Source organism: Methanobacterium subterraneum (assembly GCF_002813695.1).
Taxonomy (GTDB): Archaea; Methanobacteriota; Methanobacteria; order Methanobacteriales; family Methanobacteriaceae; genus Methanobacterium; species Methanobacterium subterraneum.
This window is the reverse complement of record NZ_CP017768.1, coordinates 1293389-1313281: the sequence shown is the minus strand read 5'-3', so window position 1 is coordinate 1313281 and position 19893 is coordinate 1293389. Positions and strand designations below refer to the sequence as shown.

At 35.4% G+C, this 19893-nt stretch carries 15 protein-coding genes and 1 pseudogene; 12 read left to right on the top strand and 4 right to left on the bottom strand.

What is annotated here, in order from left to right; genetic code table 11:
- The first annotated feature begins 219 nt into the window (after positions 1-219).
- The 8 genes and pseudogenes from BK009_RS06300 (at position 220) to BK009_RS06265 (ending at position 10764) form a co-directional block, all read left to right on the top strand.
- Positions 220-1554 (top strand): methyltransferase domain-containing protein, encoded by a 1335-nt coding sequence (locus tag BK009_RS06300; RefSeq protein WP_100909257.1) that lies wholly within the window; start codon positions 220-222, stop codon positions 1552-1554.
- A 731-nt stretch (positions 1555-2285) separates the two neighbouring features.
- Positions 2286-2600: pseudogene (locus tag BK009_RS06295) on the top strand (hypothetical protein); the annotation flags it as partial.
- Between the two features lie 115 nt (positions 2601-2715).
- Positions 2716-4821 (top strand): glycosyltransferase family 2 protein, encoded by a 2106-nt coding sequence (locus tag BK009_RS06290; protein WP_100909255.1) that lies wholly within the window; start codon positions 2716-2718, stop codon positions 4819-4821.
- Positions 4822-4991: 170 nt separating this feature from the next.
- A complete protein-coding gene (locus BK009_RS06285; RefSeq protein WP_100909254.1) occupies positions 4992-6761 on the top strand; it encodes a hypothetical protein in 1770 nt (589 codons plus the stop codon).
- A 39-nt stretch (positions 6762-6800) separates the two neighbouring features.
- Positions 6801-8138: a UDP-glucose dehydrogenase family protein gene (locus BK009_RS06280; protein WP_100909253.1), complete on the top strand. Its 1338-nt coding sequence runs from the start codon at positions 6801-6803 to the stop codon at positions 8136-8138.
- Between the two features lie 2 nt (positions 8139-8140).
- Positions 8141-8938 (top strand): ABC transporter permease, encoded by a 798-nt coding sequence (locus tag BK009_RS06275; RefSeq protein ID WP_100906935.1) that lies wholly within the window; start codon positions 8141-8143, stop codon positions 8936-8938.
- A gap of 28 nt (positions 8939-8966) precedes the next feature.
- Positions 8967-9713 carry an ABC transporter ATP-binding protein gene (locus tag BK009_RS06270; protein WP_232728047.1) on the top strand — a complete coding sequence of 249 codons (747 nt, stop codon included), beginning with the start codon at positions 8967-8969 and terminating at the stop codon, positions 9711-9713.
- Between the two features lie 100 nt (positions 9714-9813).
- Complete coding sequence (locus BK009_RS06265) at positions 9814-10764, top strand: glycosyltransferase family 2 protein (protein ID WP_100909252.1); 951 nt, start codon at positions 9814-9816, stop codon at positions 10762-10764.
- A gap of 29 nt (positions 10765-10793) precedes the next feature.
- On the opposite strand, the gene BK009_RS06260 is transcribed toward BK009_RS06265, so the two are convergent.
- Entirely contained in the window at positions 10794-11483 is a 690-nt protein-coding gene (locus BK009_RS06260; RefSeq protein ID WP_100909251.1) for a CARDB domain-containing protein, read from the bottom strand.
- Positions 11484-11899: 416 nt separating this feature from the next.
- On the opposite strand from BK009_RS06260, the gene BK009_RS06255 reads away from it, so the two are divergent.
- Positions 11900-12793 carry a glycosyltransferase family 2 protein gene (locus BK009_RS06255; RefSeq protein ID WP_100909250.1) on the top strand — a complete coding sequence of 298 codons (894 nt, stop codon included), beginning with the start codon at positions 11900-11902 and terminating at the stop codon, positions 12791-12793.
- 8 nt (positions 12794-12801) lie between these two features.
- Positions 12802-14208 carry an undecaprenyl-phosphate glucose phosphotransferase gene (locus BK009_RS06250; protein ID WP_100909249.1) on the top strand — a complete coding sequence of 469 codons (1407 nt, stop codon included), beginning with the start codon at positions 12802-12804 and terminating at the stop codon, positions 14206-14208.
- Positions 14209-14298: 90 nt separating this feature from the next.
- Here the strand turns inward: BK009_RS06250 and BK009_RS06245 are convergent, their stop codons facing one another.
- Positions 14299-15126 carry an LCP family protein gene (locus BK009_RS06245; protein WP_100905802.1) on the bottom strand — a complete coding sequence of 276 codons (828 nt, stop codon included), beginning with the start codon at positions 15124-15126 and terminating at the stop codon, positions 14299-14301.
- A gap of 66 nt (positions 15127-15192) precedes the next feature.
- Entirely contained in the window at positions 15193-16413 is a 1221-nt protein-coding gene (locus BK009_RS06240; RefSeq protein ID WP_169923157.1) for a DUF1616 domain-containing protein, read from the bottom strand.
- A gap of 216 nt (positions 16414-16629) precedes the next feature.
- On the opposite strand from BK009_RS06240, the gene BK009_RS06235 reads away from it, so the two are divergent.
- The gene (locus tag BK009_RS06235; RefSeq protein WP_100909247.1) at positions 16630-16998 is read left to right on the top strand and encodes a hypothetical protein; all 369 of its coding nucleotides are present in this window, start codon (positions 16630-16632) and stop codon (positions 16996-16998) included.
- A 97-nt stretch (positions 16999-17095) separates the two neighbouring features.
- Here the strand turns inward: BK009_RS06235 and BK009_RS06230 are convergent, their stop codons facing one another.
- Complete coding sequence (locus BK009_RS06230; protein ID WP_100905805.1) at positions 17096-17284, bottom strand: hypothetical protein; 189 nt, start codon at positions 17282-17284, stop codon at positions 17096-17098.
- A gap of 235 nt (positions 17285-17519) precedes the next feature.
- Between BK009_RS06230 and BK009_RS06225 the strand changes: the two genes are divergently transcribed.
- Positions 17520-19802: a CDC48 family AAA ATPase gene (locus tag BK009_RS06225; RefSeq protein WP_100909246.1), complete on the top strand. Its 2283-nt coding sequence runs from the start codon at positions 17520-17522 to the stop codon at positions 19800-19802.
- Positions 19803-19893 lie beyond the last annotated feature (91 nt).

The following is a 19893-nucleotide window of genomic DNA, read 5'->3' as shown; positions in this document are numbered from 1 at the left end:
AAATTATAAATATTAATAGGATAAACTTTATAGATATTAATATAGTATTATATTGGAAAAGAATATAATATAATATTGCTAAAAATGTATACTGGAAATATTTTTCACATTTAATGCGGTTTTAAGTATTGATAAAAAAATATGAAAAACTACCCCAACAAAAAATAAAAAAATAATAAGTAATCAAGTGAGAAGTTTCAATAGTGGAGTTAGATCGTTATGGATCTTGAACAAGTATATGCTGTTGTTGATAGTATTTCAGAAATGGATTTGGATAAAGTGACTGAAATGACCAGTTTTATCAAATCAAAAAAGTTGAAGAATATATTAGAATTAAGGTTTTCGTATGGAGCATCTTCCTGTTATATTGCAAGTAGTTTGGATGAAATGAAAAATGGTCATCTTACAACAATAGTTCTAGAACTTGCACGAAATAAACAGCCGAATATTGAATCTGTCTTGAAAAAATTAGGATTGTTTTCTTATGTTACAATTTATCATGAGCCTACTTCCTATAATTGGCGATTAATGAAGTTAATTGAACGAAATTCTGCTCCTACATTTGATTTATGTTATATTAATGGAGTTCATGATTGGTTTAATGATGGGTTTGCTTTTTTTCTTGTTGATAAATTACTCGTACCTGGAGGTTGGATAATTTTTGATGATATTAACTTGACTTTCAATAAAAGTCCAAGCTTTAAAAATTCTGAAAAAGTTCAAAAAATGCCTTTCGATGAAAGGAACACAGCTCATGTAAGGAAAATTTATGAATTATTAGTGAAAACTCATCCAAGTTATCATAATTTTGTGGAAAAAGGAAATTGGGTATATGCACAAAAAAATGATGGCATTTCAAGCCAAATTCTTGAGTTAAAAAAAATTTTTAGAAAAGATGAATTAATAGAAAATTATGATAATAATTCAATTAAAGGAGAAAGTGAACTTCATTATTGGCTTAAAACCAAAGAAAATGAAGGTAATCTTAGTAATGATCATTATGAGTATTTCTATACAACTTTTTTTGGTTTAGATAAAGATTATTTTAATGGTAAAAAAATACTGGATATTGGTTGTGGTCCTAGAGGAAGTTTAGAATGGGCAGATATGGCAAAGGAAAGGATAGGACTGGATCCGTTAGCAGATGATTATGTGGAGTTAGGTACTGACAAACATAATATGAATTATGTATCTTCAGGAAGTGAGCATATTCCTTTTTTCGATAATTATTTTGATGTTGTTTGTAGTTTTAATTCATTAGATCATGTTGACAATCTGGAAAAATCAATATCTGAAATTAAAAGGGTTTTGAAAGTGGGAGGGTTATTCTTATTATTAACTGATGTTAATCATGAACCCACTGAATGTGAACCCATTTCTTTTTCGTTTAATATTACAGAAAAATTTAAGCCTTTTAAGGTGTTAGATGAAAGGCACTACGAAAAATCTGAAAATGGCTTATATCAAAGTATTCATGTTAATGTACCATATGATCATGATAATGCTGAAAAAAGGTATGGAATTCTTGCGGTTAAATTTAAAAAGGTTTATTAATCCTAGTAACTTTAATGATTCCATATACTTTAAATAGTGTATAATAAAGTATCTGAAATTAAATAATACTCACATCGGCTAATTTTATGGTTGTTTAGAAAGAAATCACAGTTTAGACAGATATAGTGACAAATTGGGATGAGGAATAATATTTTTAATTGGATATTGCTGTGGAAAAAAATGTATGGAAACCGAATTTTATCTTCCACTTTATATTTAATTAATTGTTTTAATTGTTCTTTGAATTATTCGATTCATAAAAACCGGCTGGAAAGATTGAATGAAGGTCTTATTACCTGATTTGTAGGGAGAAGACGATCAAAACTCACAGACCAAGAAAAAAGCATTAAAGAAACTTTAAAAGAAAGAAACGATTGGACAACCAAAGAAATCAGAAAAATGATTCATGAAGAATTTGGAGTTGAATACAGCCTAAACAAGTAGGGATCATTTTAAGAAATATGGGATTAAAAATTCGGTAACCCTACTCAAAAGATTACAGAAGACCACCAGATGCAGAAAACCAGTTAAAAACAACATAAACCACTCTTTAACTAAAAAAGATGATTTAATAGGTTTTTTGACGAATTTTCACCACAAAACACAGTCAACACTCAAAGAGTTTGGTCAATTACCAAATCCACTATAACCAAAAACAGCACCTGTCTAAAATCCAATACAATGGGATTTTACGCTATAAAATGACAAAGTAAAATAGATTTCAAAGAAATTCCAAAAAAGAAGACATAAATGCTTTCCTCAAACAAATAAGAACAGTAAACTCTTATGGTAGAATAATGATCATACTTGACAACTTCAGAGCCCACCACACCAAACTAACCACTGAAACCGCAGGAAAACTCAACATAGACCTCTTATTTCTACCCACCATACCTTCCACAACTCAATCCAATAAAATTCATCTGGAAAAAAGTGAACGAAAATTATCTCCACTATCCATAAAAACCAAAGAACAACTACGAAAATTAATTGAAAAAACTTCAAAAATGCTCACAATCGTTAAGTTATGCCAAAAAGTGGATTAAAAAATTCTTAAAATATTGAAAAAAGATTATTAGAGAACTATAGTTTGAAATATAAATTGTTTAATTATAAACAGTTCAAATTATAATAATCAAATATTATTGTTGTGTTGATTGTATGAATAATCAAGAAAAATTGTATATATATCCAATCAGAGCTAATGATCAAATCAAATATCTAAAATCACTTTTAGATAATAGTCAATTCAAAATAAGCATAATAATCCCCGTATATAATGTAGAAAACTATATTCGAAATGCTTTAAACTCAATTATAAGACAAAGTATTGGTTTAGAACATCTAGAAGTTATTATGGTGAATGATTGTTCCACTGATAATAGTGGGAAAATAATGGACGAATATGCTAGTAAATATAAAAATTTCAAGGCTATACATCTACCCGAAAACAGCGGAGCTGCTGGAAAGCCAAGAAACATTGGAATTGAAAATTCTAATGGAAATTATTTAATGTTCCTTGATCCTGATGATTATTATACTGAGGATGCTTGTGAAGTCTTATATAATAGGATCGTTGCGGAAAATGTAGATATTGTATTTAGTAGATATGTTTATGTTTTTGAAAATAAAATCCAAAGATGTCACAGTATTTTTGGAGATTTAGATGAAATAAAAGTCAAAAAAATTGATGAAGAACCTGGACTCTTTACAATTCCTCCGTCAGTATGGACAAAAATATTTAAAAGAAGTTTCATTGTGGAAAATGATATTAGATTTCCAGAAGGTGTTCCTGCCCAAGACCTGACTTTCGTAGTCCATTCTTTTCTAGAAGCAAATGGAATTGTATACTTAAATAATCGTTTTTTGTTTAATTATAATCGAATACGTGATTCAAAAGGTGATAAAGGCATAAGTCGAAATAGGAATAAGAAAAACTTAATGGGTATGATTCAGGCATACCATAAAACATTCGATTTATTGAAGAATTATGGGAAAGAAGAATTTTATCCAACTCTTTTTAAGGGACATTTACAATTCTGGATGGATGGTTTTATTATAAGTAATACAAGTTCAATTGAAAAAAGAGAATTGTTAGAAACAATAGGTTTTCTTATCGAGGAATTCAATAAATATGATATAGAACTCAATAAAAGGTATTTAACTCCACTTTTTAATAATATAGTCGATAAAAGATATAATGATGCAATTTCACTGTCTGAGATTATTAAAAATTTCATAGAAACTCAAAATAAAATAGAAAAAGAAAAAAATGATTTACAACGAATATTAGATTCAAATAAAAACGAATTGTCAGAACACCTAACTTTTACTGGTTATATAAAATACAAATCGAAAAATATTGCTTATCGGATCAATAAACGATTTAAATTGAGTATTAACAATTTGTATCTCAAATTAGAAAATTTTTCGGTAAATAAAAAAGATAGAATTTTTAAACTATATATCCAACTGCAGGGGTTTAACCCTTCCACACGATATGATGATTTAACATTAATTCTACCCTACCGAAAAACAAATGATCCGGATCGTGAAGAGAATCTGGATATTACTTTGAATTATTTAAGTAAAATAGGGATTAATAATATAATAATATCTGAACATGCAGATGTCTCAGCTAGAAATTTTCTAACTTCTAAATTTTCCAAATTATTTAAATCATTTATTGTTGTCCACACAAATTCAAATGGAGACTTATTCCAATTAGCTAAAGCTGTTAATAGGGGTGTGGATAAAGCTAAAACTCCTTACATTGCTTATTATGATGTTGATTGTTTAACGAAGAAAAAAAATATTAATATGGCTATTTTTTTATTAAATAAGCATTATGATGTTGTCCATCCATTCAATAAAAGAGTTAATGATATAGTTGATAAGAAAACTTTCATAAAAAACTATGATTTTAACACAGTCAAAACTCCTGAACAGAATAGGCCTTGGGCTGATGGAGGTATTGTTTTCTGGAATAAATATTCTTTTATAAATATTGGAATGCAAAATGAATATTTCACTGGTTGGGGTGGCGAAGACAACGAACTAATGCTAAGAGCAGATATATTTAACCTAAAACAATATAGAATCGACGATACATTATACCATCTTTATCATCATAGGCCCCAAAAGAGAACTCAAAATAATGTTGAACAATTACAAAAAACTCGACAGATGACTAAGGAGTTATGTTTGGATGAAATAAATCATTGGCCTTGGGTGATTGATGCTAAAAAAAGGTTGAATGTTAAATGAAAAAAACGCTTATGTTAAAAATCACGGTATAAATGGGTTATTAAACTATCTAAATGATTTTTATAGTGATTACTTAACTAATGGTTATAAGGTTCAAGCTAACATTTAGTCTCCCCTCTCCATATTATACATATGAATAATTAAGGAAGAAAATTAAATGAGGAGTTAATATGCATTTTATTCTGATTTCAAAAAAAGATTCATTTAAGGATGAACAAATAAATGAACACTTATTAAACTCTTCTGATGCTCCTTCTTTAATTTCTAGAGAGGCCATTAAATTTGAAATTTCTAATTTTATCATTTATATTTATCCCTATGACCATATTGATCATGAGGTTTATGGTTATTCTTATTTTGCTGATGAAGATAGACTTTTGTTGGTTAATGGAATTGTTAATGTTAACAATGATCTAAGGAATCCAGATATAAGCGTATTTTTTGATCAGTTAAACGATTCAACAGAATTTTTTGGTGATTACCAAATAATTTCGATAGATAAAGAAGGTAATGGATTTATTAGAACTCCTCCTTTAAGTGTAAGGCAATTATTTCATTATGAAGACGAGAACTGTGATGTAATTTCAACAGAAATAAAACTAATTGTTGATGGTATTCAAAAATTTAGGGAAAAACCTTTCGTTCATCATTATGATTATGATTTCATAGAAGATTCTGTTTTCAGGGAGTGGACACCAAGAGATTTTCCACGAAATACTATTTTTAAAGAGATAAAGAGGATATTCCCACAAGATACTAAATATTTTAAAGAAGGTAAAATATTAATAGAAAGAAAAGAATCTATTGAAATTCCGCAATGGTTTAGAGATTCATATAACAATAATAAACACAAGTTATTTGATGATTATTATGATAGTTTGATTAATTTTGTGGAGGCAAATTTAGTTAGTTTGAAACCTAACTTTGAAAAAATAACTTTAGGATTAACTGGAGGATTAGATTCTAGATTAACTGCAGCTATTCTTTCACCAATATGTAAAAAGCAGGGAATATCCTTTGAATGCAGTACTTCTGGTCAAGACACTCATCCAGATGTAGTTATTGCTAAAAAAGTGGCCAAAGTTCTTAATGTCAAACATTTTCATGTTGTTCCTCAAAATAATAAACGTCCAAATACTAATGAGTATAAAGACTATGCTTTAACATTTTATATGGCCCAAGGAGATTGGAATTCAAAAGATTTTGTAATTGGTTATACTAGAAAAATATCCAACTTTTCTGTAATTGCTCAATTAGGCATGGATGCTTTTAAAAGATATACAATAGATAAAATATGTTCAGGTAATAGGTGGTTTGCAAGAAGAATTCTTTTCCATAAAAATTTTTTCTTTCCGTTGTTCTTCACAGAATATGAGACATGGTTTGCTTTATTGTATGCTGAACACGGAGATGAAAATGCTTTCAAAGAATTTGTTTATGAAATATTGCAACGTTCTGAACCTAAATTATTAACTATTCCGTTTGCTGGGGATTCATTACCTCAAACCGATGTAAAACCCCATCTAACAAAACTTGATTCTACATACCATCAAAAAGATCCTTTCTTGTGGGATTATGGTTATGTTAATGAAAACTTAAAGCAAGTCTTAAGGAATAAGTTCAACGAACTTGACAAATTCGACCGAAATATTATAAAAGTTATAGGCTTAAACGAGTTAGATTATTTCATTAATGAAGAAATAAGTAAAATCATCAATTTATATCACGAAAAACAAATTAATCTAATAGAATGTTTCAAAGAATTATTAAATGAACGATTTTCTGCTGACAAATATTATCGTAAAGGAAATATGATAACTATGACAAAAGAAAATCGTTATCCATATCTTAATAAAATGCAAATATTAATGGATTTTGCTGCAGCGGCAAAGTATTATTCATTTCAAGAAATGGAAAAAGATTTGTCATTAAGAAAATAAACTCAGTTTGAAGATAAACTATCTTTCAGGTGGACCGATATGAAAATTACAGTTATCGGAACAGGATACGTGGGATTAGTCACGGGAACCTGTTTTTCAGAGATGGGAAATAATGTTTATTGCATAGATATTGATAATGGGAAGATAGAATGTCTTAAAAAAGGCATAGTACCTATCTACGAACCCGGACTGGAAGAATTAGTACTTAAAAATCAGTCTAATGGCGATCTTATCTTCACCAATAACCTTAAAGAGGGTTTGAATAACTCTAATATTTGTTTCATTGCCGTGGGCACTCCCATGGGTGAAGATGGCAGTGCTAATTTGCAACATGTTCTGGATGCTGCTAAAGAGGTAGGTCAATTGGTAAACCATGACTTGATTGTGGTTAACAAATCCACGGTTCCAGTGGGAACCGCAGATAAAGTGAAAACAACCATACTTGAAGAACTAGAGCAAAGAAATCTTAAATTCAACATAGAAGTAGTTTCAAACCCAGAATTTTTAAAAGAAGGATCTGCGGTGGAAGATTTCATGCGACCTGACCGGGTAATAATTGGATCAAGTAATGAAAATGTAATTGAAACCTTGAAAGAATTATACGCTCCATTCACCACCAACCATGAGAGATTCATCACCATGGATGTTCGCAGTGCAGAAATGACTAAATACGCAGCCAATGCCATGCTCGCCACCAGAATATCCTTCATGAATGAAATAGCCAATATTTGTGAAAAGGTAGGTGCGGATATTAATAACGTTCGAAAGGGTATAGGTAGTGATAAAAGGATTGGATACAATTTTTTGTACGCTGGTTGTGGATATGGAGGCAGTTGTTTCCCTAAAGATGTTAAAGCTTTGATCAAAATCGCAGCTAATAAGGGGTATGACGCTAACATTTTAAAAGAAGTTGAAGCACTTAACAATCAACAGAAACTAACTTTAGTACGTAAAGTAGTAGATAAATTTGGGGAAAGCCTTTCTGGGTTGACTTTTGGAATATGGGGCCTTTCCTTTAAACCTGGTACTGATGATATGCGAGAAGCACCTTCAGTGGTCACCATTAACAAGTTATGTGAATTAGGGGCTAAAGTGCAGGTTTATGATCCACAGGCAATGGAAGTTGCTGAAAAATACTATTTTGAAGATAATAAAAAGGTAAAATATGCAAAAAATAAGTATGATGCCCTGGATAGTGTCCATTCTTTACTATTATTAACTGAGTGGAAGGAATTCAGAAGTCCGGACTTTGAGGAAATGAGTAAAAGGATGGTTAATAAAATAATTTTCGACGGCAGAAACCAGTATAATAAGGAAACACTGAAAGAATTTGGCTTTGAATATCATCAAATAGGCAATGGTTACGAGGGAAGTTGAACATGGCAGGGAACGTCACTGGACACAGATTTCTACACAATTTTAGAAAATATAAATTCCTACTTTACCAGTTAGTAAGCAGGGACATAAAAACTAAATACCGTAAATCTGTTTTAGGAATATTTTGGAGTTTTTTAGAACCCCTTCTTACCATGATCGTGCTTACAATCATATTTTCAACTATATTTAAAGGATGGGGAGTTCAAAATTATCCAGTTTATCTATTAACTGGTCGGCTAATTTTCACCTTCTTTGCAGGGGGAACCAGTGCTGCCATGAGATCCATAAGGGGTAGTGCCGGAATTTTAAAAACAGTTTATGTGCCAAAGTATATTTATTCCCTTTCGGCAATATTATCCAACTTTGTAACCTTCTTACTATCATTGGTGGTGTTATTTTTAGTCATGGCCGCTACCCATGCTCCATTTACAATTTACATAATCTTCACCAGTTTACCTATCCTTGCGTTACTTTTCTTCACCATAGGGGTGGGACTGATACTGGCCACTGTGAATGTCTTCTTCCGGGATCTTCAACATTTATACGGAGTTTTCTTAACACTTTTAATGTACGCTACACCCATATTTTATCCTCCTAGCATTGTACCTGCAAGTTTCCGTTTCATTCAGGATTATAACCCTATCTATGCAGTTATAAGTTGCTGTAGGGATGCTTTTCTTTACGGTAAATTGTATGATCCACATCAACTAATATTCGCATTAATATCAGCTGCAGTGGCTATGATTGTAGGTTTAACACTGTTCTATAAATACCAGGATAAATTCATACTACACGTATAAAATTCTACAATTGATTACAGGTGAAACATTGGCAAAAACTGTTATTAAGGTTGAAAATGTTAAAATGAAATTCAATTTAAGTAAGGAAAAAACAGACAACCTTAAAGAATATTTTATTAAGTTCATAAAAAGAGAACTGCATTACCATCCATTCTGGGCCTTAAAAGGTGTTTCTTTTGAAGTCAACAAGGGAGATAAGTTTGGGATCATTGGATTAAACGGTGCTGGGAAAAGTACACTTTTAAAGCTAATCGCCGGTGTTATGAAACCTACTGAAGGGGATATAACTGTAACTGGGGGTATAGTGCCCTTACTAGAAATGGGGGCCGGTTTTGATCCGGATTACACTGGTCGGGAAAATATTTTTCTTAAAGGCGCTTTATTGGGGTACACCCGGCGTTTTTTAGAAGAAAAATTCGATGAAATAGTGGAGTTTTCCGAGTTAGAAGAATTCATTGATGTCCCCCTGAAAAATTACTCATCAGGGATGAAAGCCAGGCTGGCATTCTCCATTGCCACCATGGTTGAACCGGAAATCTTAATCATTGATGAGGTTCTATCGGTGGGAGATGCTAAATTCCAGGAGAAAAGCCGTGAAAAAATGAATTCACTCTTAGATGAGGATGCAACGGTTCTTTTTGTATCGCATTCCACTCAACAAGTTAGGAATATATGTAACAGGGCAATATGGCTGGATAAAGGTAAATTAATCACCCAGGGTCCAGTTGACGAAGTATGTGATGCTTATGAGAAGTTTATCAACTTAAACGATTAGGTGGATTCAACATGCTCATATTCCTTTTATTATTAAATGAATAGTAAAAACAGACATTCTTTTGATGGAATGGTGTATGGATTGATGGAATGTGAATTGTATGGATTTAACAGTTATAATCCCCAACTACAATGGCCAACCTTTTCTAGGGGAGTGTTTGGAATCTCTGAAAAATCAGGATCATCCCTTTGATGTTATTGTTATTGACAACGCGTCTCAGGATGGAAGTGCAGCTCATATCTGTGAAAATTATCCAGAATTCACCCTTATTGAAAACCAAGAGAATCTTGGATTCGCAGCAGCTGTAAATCAGGGAATAAAGGCTTCCAGTTCAGAATATATTTTTCTCATGAATAATGATGTGCAGTTGGAGCAGGGGACCATTTCCAGCCTTTTAAAATGCATTAAAAAGGATGAAAACATCTTTGCAGTTTCTTCGAAGATAATCCAGTACCATGATCCAAATAAAATGGATGATGCAGGGGATGAATACACCATCCTGGGCTGGACACGCCGGGTGGGATATGGGAAATCTCCTGACAACTATGTCCAGGAAAGGGAGATCTTCAGTGCCTGTGCCGCAGCATCAATCTACCGTAGAAGAATCCTGGAAGAAATCGGATACTTTGATGAGAACTTCTTCGCCTACATGGAAGACGTGGACCTCAGCTACCGGGCCAGAATCCATGGTTACAAATGCTGGTACTGTCCCGAAGCAGTTGTTTACCATGTGGGAAGCCAAACCAGCGGGAGCAGGTACAATGAATTCAAAACCAGATTAGCTGCCCGGAACAATGTATATGTTCCTTATAAAAACATGCCCTGGCCTCAACTGTTGGTGAATCTTGTTTTCCTCGGTATAGGCTATTTCATTAAATACATCTTTTTCTCCAGGAAAGGTTATGGAAGGATCTATTGGGCTGGTTTAAAAGAGGGATATAAATCACGAAAAAAGATTGGTAAAGTAACATATACCCATAAAAATTTTAAAAACTATTTCATCATCCAATGGATATTAATCAGGAACACCCTCAGATTCCTGTTTTATTAAGAAAATATAAAAATAATAGGGTGTTATCATCATATTATGTTGACCTGAGTAGAACTGTAGATCTCATTGTTGTTTTCGTTGGCTTCGTATATTTCTTTATTAGAATCTACTACCACCCTAATGTAGTATCTGCCTGGTGTGATATTCTGGGGTACTGTGAATTTTGTATCCTGGGTTACACTCGCCCCACTGGCAAGATCACTAATCCGTAATTTTCCCAGAAATATGATGTTTTTCGAATTCTGTTCCGGTGTAAACTGGAAGGTAACATTACAATCACCGGTGGGTAAAATACCGTCGTTTTTAATGGTGTTAGGTATGATTATTTCCTGACCCTTCAAGGCAGTTGAGGGAGCGGTTACATTGGTCACAACCAGATCCCCAAAGAAAAAAGCACTATCCACAGCTATAATAATGAAAACCAAAAAAACCACGGCTATAACAATCATGTACTGTTTTTTCCAGTCATCGAAGATACTCTTAGATTTTTTTTTCTCCCGGTCATCATTTGATGCTACAGGTGGTTTTTTCTCCAAGTCATCATAGGTATTGTTTGATGCTTCAGGATCTGTCTCCCCTTCATCCTCTGGTGATTCAGGATTATATGGGGGGCCATTCGTTTTTATTAGTTCTCCCCCACATTTGCATTGGAAGTCAGAGGGATTTTCGTCTGGTCTTAAATGGTATTCTTCCCCACATTTTGAACATTGGACTTTCATGCTTTCACCTGGCCCTCAGCACTAAATCTTCTCTGATTTCTAAGTAATATAAGTTTTATTATACTCAGAACGCATTTTCAAATCAAATAAATCAAGGTTACTTCAATCATTATATGTCCAAGGTAATTAGTTAACTTCGCCTATTCTCCACGAGAACATATTTTCTAGCACAACGAGAAGGGGTCTCAGGTGTTGAAATTCATAAATTAATCATATTTCCAACGTAACTTATTATAGTTAGAACTACCAAATATATGTTTATGATGGCTTTAATTCACAATTCACAATATTTTAGAAATCATTTATTTAACATCTTTAATAATAATGTTTTTAATAGTAAACGCGCCAGCATATTTAATATTTTGTAAAAGCAATGGAAAATAGTATCAGGTTTTAAGTTGCTTAAAGGCGATAAAATGGATTTATCGATTATAATAGTTCACTATCGTACCTATGAACTGACAAAACAGGCCATAGAATCAATAATCAGCAAGGATCATCCCATTCATTATGAGGTATTCCTGGTGGACAATGCTTCCCATGATGGCAGTCTGGAGAGATTGCAGGAAGACTTTGCCCGAGAAATAGAAACCGATTTAATAAAGATCATTGCCAACAACAGAAACAGTGGCTTTGCCCATGCTAATAACCTGGCTATTCAACAAAGCAAGGCCCGCTACGTGTTGTTACTGAACTCAGATACGGTGATCCTTAAAGACTGCCTGTCCAAATGCATCAACCACATGGAAAAAGATGATAATATAGGTGCTCTGGGGTGTAAAGTTCTCTTACCTGACGGTTCACTGGACAGGGCTTGCCGCAGGAGTTTTCCCACATTCAGTGTATCATTTTACAGGATGATAGGCCTGTCCCGGCTTTTCCCTAAAAGTAAACGTTTCGGTAAATACAATTTAACATTTCTGGATGAAAACCAAACATACGAGGTGGATAGTTTAGTCGGGGCTTTTATGATGGTTAGATCAGATGCAATCCAGGAGGTAGGCCTCTTAGATGAGGAATTCTTCATGTACGGTGAGGATATTGACTGGTGTTACCGTATTAAATCCGGGGGTTGGAAGGTGGTCTACTACAGTGATGCGGAGATCATTCATTATAAAGGGGGAAGTAATAATAAACCGGTTAAACCCCGACTTATATATGAATTCTACCGTTCAATGTACCTTTTTTACAATAAACATTACCGGGATAATTATCCATTTATCATAACTGGAATTACTTATACGGGGATATGGGGGATTTATGGGCTGAGAATAATGTTAAATCGTTTAAATAACGCTTTATCCAAGTAGTGATAGAAATGATCAGGGAAAATCAAAGAATTTTTAACATGGCCCTAGTGGTCATTGATTTTTCAGTCATCACCCTGGCTCTGATCCTGGCATGGTATATCCGTTTTGCAACGAATCTTCTGGGCTTTGGCAGTGATGTGGGGGGATTCTACCATTACACCCTACCAATCATCCTAATTTTACCATCATACATTATTATATATTATCTCCTGGGTTTGTACACACCCCAGAGAACTAAAAAGACCATAACCTCAGAAGCACTGAAGATCATCCAGGCTAACTGTGTGGGATTATTTTTCCTTATAACCATGCTATTTGTACTGGAGCTCACTGACTATTCACGTTACATGCTGGCCATGTTCGGTATATTCAGCACTGTTCTATCCATAGCTGAGAGATTCGTAATCAGGAAGTTGTTGCAGTTTTTACGTAGCAGACGGTACAACATCAAGTACATTCTGGTTGTGGGAACTGGAGAACTGGCCCGGAAATTTTCTGAGTTAATCATCAGGAATGAATATCTGGGATTTGCCATCATGGGCTTTTTAGATGAGAATCATTCCAAGGCTGATTTAATTAATGGTTTTAAGATTTTAGGCACAGTTGGAGATCTGGAAGATGTTTTATCCCACAACCTGGTTGACCGGGTGGTTGTGGCCATCTCCCATGAGAACTACAACCTCTTGGAAGGGGTGGTTGAAACCTGTGAAAAATGCGGAGTGCGTGCCGAGATCGTACCTTCATATTACATCTACATGCCAACCAAACCACATCTGGATGTCATTGAGGGCATGCCCTTAATCAAGATCAGGCACATACCCCTGGATAATTCATTTAACAAGTTCGTGAAGCGGTGTTTTGACTTATTATTGGTGGTGCCTGCCATTGTAATTTTATCCCCACTACTTATTCTAGTGGCGATTCTTGTTAAACTGAGCTCTCCCGGGCCGGTGATATTCAAACAGGAAAGACTGGGGCTTGATAAGAAAAGTTTCCAGATGTATAAGTTCCGCAGTATGAGAATCCAGGATGAGGGGGATGAAAAACACCATTGGACCACCGAGGATGATCCCCGCAAAACCAGATTTGGTTCATTTATTAGAAGAACCAGTATCGATGAATTACCACAGTTTTTCAACATATTAAAGGGAGAAATGAGTTTAATAGGTCCCAGACCTGAACGTCCTCATTTCGTGGAAAGATTCAAGGAGGAAATTCCAAAGTACATGGTTAAGCACCACGTGCACCCGGGAATGACTGGCTGGGCACAGTTGAATGGTTACCGGGGGAATACTTCCATAAAAAAGAGGATCGAGCATGATATTTTCTATGTGGAAAACTGGAGTTTACTTCTTGATGTGAAGATTTTTTTCAGAACTTTGATAAATTTATTCAGGGATGAAAATGCCTATTAAAAGATTTTAAGATTTTTAATAAAGGTTTAAGGTAAAAAAAGGTTTAAGCTTATTAAAGAAGGTTTAAAAAAAAGGTATAATGGCTGGAATTTATTTTCGCAGCCCTAGTTCATTCACGGTCTTTTCGGTTTTATCCATGTCCGGAATCATGTAATTTATCCCATTGATATGGGTGTATTCTCCGGTAACCACACCTATCCTGGCATTTTCGATATCAAACCCGGTGATTAATGTTTCAATCACTGTTGTCTCCAGGGGTGGTATATCAGTTTTCACATTTTCCCTTAACTGGTTCAACACTGCCGGGGCTTGAAGTATGTTAGATGGGTTTAAAGCTCCGTCAATAATGGCTTGAATTGCCTCGCGATGTCTCCTCATCCGACCACCCTCTGATTCCGAGTCCTGCCTGAACCGAACGTAGATCAGAGCTTCTTCACCAGTTAATTTACTAACTCCGGTTTTCCCGTGTAATTCTGGTCTTGCTTTAGAGATGTGGGGTTCCACATTCATGGTGATGCCCCCCAGGGTGTCTACCATTTCCTTAAAATCAGTGAAATCAACCAGTATATAGTAATCAATTCTCACCTTCAAAAAGTTCTCCACAGTCTCTTTGGTGGTGTTGATGTCTCCATAGGCATAGGCACTGTTGATTTTATCCACACCCTTCCCTGCTATCTCTACCCTTGTATCACGGGGTATGGATAGAAGGGAAACTTCCTTTGTTTTCTTATCAATGGATAGGATGTTAATGGAATCTGTGTATCCTTGAGTCTGGGGTGTTCGGGCATCTGCACCTAAAAATAATATATTAATCCTTTCACTGGATGAATTTGTTTTAGGAGAAAACATGAAAAAAGATAAGCTTACCCCTAAAACGATTATTCCTATTAATATTAAGATTACCATTTTTTTATTCATTTACAACCCCCAATAACTTATCATTGGTTAAATCTGATTTCAACCAATTGTTGATATTCATCCACATTAGTTGATATTCATCAGTAAATCTCGTGTTTTGTACGGTTTATCACTAGGAAGTTTGTACAGGATGAATTCAATTTTCCTCTGGCCTGGTGTTCCTGCTGTGAAGTCAACAGGTATTTCAATTTTCTGATTATTTTGCAGGGTAATGTTATCCTGCTTTAGGATGGTGGTGTTGACCCGGACCAGTATACTATAATTTATAGCGCGTCCTTCCTGGTTAACTATAACCGCGGTTATGTTGTTTTTTGTCCCTGAACTGAGATTTAGAGTATTACCATCTATTCCTTTAATGTAAAAGTCGGTGGTATTATTTTTATCCGTTGTTCCATTTCCACTTGGTTTTATGAGAGTGTAACCAGCTGTGCCTATGGTCAGGATGATGCAGAGAATTAGGAAGATGGTTAATATTTTTTCCAGTTTAGGAATGGAAAGTCTCATTTCTGAGGGTAATTTTTTCATTCTGAAGATGGTTATCAGGGAGAATAGGAGACTAAAAACAGCTAGAACTATTAGTATAAGTTCTAAACGTATGCTCCATGAAGTATAGTTAAAGGTTAAACCAACCAGGGAGGTTAAAATTAAACTGGCTCCACCTGCCAGTGCCAAGCGTTCAATCAATTCCAGGTCATCATTTTTCGGGAACATGATTGCCAGTAATAGATATCCGGGTATGAAACATATGAATAAACAACCTGGAACCATCCATAGTGCTGTTTTGTTAAGTGGTGGGACTATGACTGTGATGATCATTAGTAAACTGAGTATGGTTAAAGCAGTCAGATAGGGTAATCCTCCCTTTGAGGTGAAAGTTAACATTTGAGAGGTTGTAACAGGTTCCGCATGTTCTTCTTCCACCTCTGCTTTAAACTGGTTAGTCCGGAGAACATAGGTGGTAATGGTAAGCACTATCGTTGTCAAGGACAAAATCAGAATCAGATCTCTGAATTGTAGGCCTAATGAGGAATATTTCAGTATAACACTTACTAAAACAGTCAGGAACACGCTTAACTCCAAAAACAGGAGGGGTTTTTTTAAGAGTCCCTTGTGGTTTTCTTCAGGGTAAAGTACAGCTATCAATGAATATCCAGATGATACAAAAATTAATATAAACAAAATGATGTCCATGATGAAGTTATCAATGAGCTTGATTGATGTGAATACTACAATGATTATTGATAATACTAGAAATAATACTAAATCTTTGGATGGTGCCTTTTTCATTATGATCCTCCATTTATCCCTAGGCATAATTTTTTAATAAACTTTATCTAATGTTTATTTATCGAGCTAATTCAGTGCAACAATTATAAATGTCCCTGCTGGTATTATTCTCCCAAAGGGACTTTAAATCAGATATATTGCTATCATGTTATTTAAACGGGGCCATGCAGATCATTTATATATACTGCTAATTACATAAAATTAGGTTGTGTTATTATGAACAAAGATTATAAATTAATGGGTTTTATGATACCTATTATATTGATTTTGTGCATTAGTTTGTATGGAATCCCGGTTTTAGGTTCACAATCTGATTCAAATCAGATACATCAAGTGGATTACAATGGCTCAGATACAACCAGTACTAATGACACGGTAACCAGTGAACAATCTGATGCAGATGATTCTGATCAAACTGATACTGATAACCAGGTGACCAATGACGGATCAACTACATCTAGAAGTACAAACAACAACAATGGTGATAATTCACCAACTCCCGCACCAAATCCAGCACCAGAACCAACTCCAGAACCAACTCCAGAACCAACTCCAGACCCAGAAATTCCTGTAGACGACTACTAACAGAATAATATTCAAATTTTTTATTTATTATTTTTTTAATTTAACACGCCTTAGTGATGGTAATCTAATTTTAAATAGGGATATGTTTTGAATGGATTCACATGTTCACTGGGAAGTTGGAGTTGGGGGTTGCTGCCACCATCATCACACTGATCATCATTATAACAAGCATGATCACCACTGGAACCAGGTAACGCATACCAAGATAGCGAAGGTCTATTTCGTCCCTGTATTGAACTTTTCTTCTTAAATCCGGAATTGAGTTTTTATTGTAACTTTTTTGCATGTTATGCCTCCTTTATTAAGGAATGGGGCATCTAACATATTTAAGGAAAGAGATAGAGAGCATTTGAAAACTAATCCGAATTACATTATCATTTAGGGTTGCTTGTGGAAAAAATCAATAAAAAACTTAAATCATTTTCCACATAGATAAACCCTAGATGAAAAGTAATAAGAGCCTAAATGCTTAAAAATTTTAAAAATAAAAATATGCTTTTAACACTTTTGGAGGTAATATATTGCAGGATAGTGGTGAAATAGAGCTTAGAGTTGCTGAAGCACTACAACAGGATGTAGGCAAAGGAATGGTACGAATAGACCATGAATTGATGGCTAAAATCGGAGCATCTCCTGGTGACATTGTGGAAATAATCGGTAAAAGAACTACCGGTGCTATTGCTGGAAACTCCTATCCGGCAGATGTGGGATTGGAAATCGTGCGTATGGACGGATTGGCTCGTTCCAATGCAGGAACTTCCATTGGAGAAATGATCACCATACGTAAAGCACAACCTAGAATGGCCAGTAAAGTTGTCATTGCCCCAGCAGCGAAGGGAATGCGCATAATGGCCTCAGGAGACATCATAAAACGAAATCTCATGGGACGGGCCGTTACCAGGGGAGATGTAATAGCCCTGGTATCCCCCAAGAGAACCAAGGAAACATTAAGGGAATTCCCAGGTTCAGAAGACATATTCCGTGAATTTTTCGAAGCAACCACCCCCTTTTCTCTGGGAGAAATCAAATTTACCGTGGTATCATCCAATCCTGCGGGACTGGTTCGTATCAATGACACTACCCAGGTAGAAGTTCGACCAGAAGCAGTGGAGGTAATGGAAAAAAAAGTCCCCGATGTCACTTATGACGATGTAGGGGGACTTAAAAAGGAAATATCAAAAGTCCGGGAAATGATAGAACTTCCCCTCCGCCACCCCGAAATATTTGACCGTCTGGGTATAGATCCACCAAAAGGAGTGCTATTACATGGTGCACCGGGCACAGGGAAGACATTACTGGCAAAAGCAGTGTCTAGTGAGAGTGGTTCAAATTTTGTGGCCATAAATGGGCCTGAAGTAATGAGTAAATTTGTGGGAGAGGCTGAAAAGAAGATACGTGAAATATTCGAAGAAGCTGCCGAAAATGCTCCCACTGTGATTTTCATTGATGAAATCGATGCCATAGCCCCTAAAAGGGAAGAAGTCACTGGTGAGGTTGAACGAAGGGTGGTAGCTCAGATATTGGCCCTTATGGATGGGTTGAAAGAAAGGGGAAAGGTAATTGTTATTGGCGCCACCAACCGTCCTGATGCCCTGGACCAGGCCTTACGCAGACCTGGACGCTTTGACCGTGAAATTGAATTACGTGTGCCTGACCGGGAAGGAAGGATTGAAATACTGGAGATACACACCCGTGCCATGCCTCTGGCAGATGACGTTAACATTGATGAACTGGCAGAAACCACCCATGGATTTGTAGGTGCAGATCTGGCAGCACTTTGTAGAGAAGCAGCTATGAATGCTTTAAGAAGAGTTTTACCTGATATTGACCTACAAGAGCAGCGTATTGCTCCTGGAATCCTGGAAAAACTCTTCGTAACCAACAATGATTTTTTAGATTCCATGAAATCCATCAGCCCCTCTGCACTGCGTGAAGTATTCATTGAAGTACCCAACGTCCATTGGGAAGATATCGGTGGACTGGATGAACTGAAGGAAAGCCTGAAAGAAGTGGTGGAATGGCCCTTGAGCAACATCTCCTCTTTCCAGCGAATTGGAATACAACCTTCCAAAGGAATTCTCCTGTTCGGCCCTCCTGGAACTGGAAAAACCCTGCTCACCAAGGCAGTGGCCACAGAATCCAAGGCCAACTTTATCTCAGTAAAGGGATCAGAAATACTCAGTAAATGGTTCGGTGAATCCGAACGGAAAATCTCTGAAATATTCAAAAAAGCCAAACAGGCATCTCCCTGCATCATTTTCTTTGATGAAATCGATGCCATAGCTCCCATCAGGGGTGCCGCTGCCGGTGAACCAAGAGTCACCGAGCGAATGGTTAACACTATTCTCTCCGAGATGGATGGGCTGGAAGAACTCAGAGGAGTGGTGGTTATTGGGGCCACTAACCGTCCTGATCTAATGGATCCAGCATTGCTACGTCCTGGAAGATTTGATGAGGTGGTACTGGTACCTCCTCCTGATGAAAAAGCACGAAAAGAAATATTAAAGGTTCACGTGGGACACATGGAGTTAGATGAGGATGTTAAACTTAAAGAACTGGCCAAAAAAACTGAAGGATACTCTGGTGCAGATATAGAAGTTTTATGCCGTAAAGCTGGGATGATAGCTCTCCATGAAGATATGAATATTCTAAAGGTGTCCTACCGCCATTTCAAATCTGCTCTGAAGAAAATTAATCCATCCACAACTCCTAAAACCACGGAATATTACGAGCAAATTGCTCAGAAACTGGGAAGGGGTTTAGAACCTAAAAAGGTGAGGGAAGACTTCCGTGAAGTGGCCTAAACAATTAATGGGCCACTACTTTCTATTTTATAATTTTTCCAATTATGAGAGGTTAAATTTAGATTTCAAAATTATAATAGGTTAGATTTGA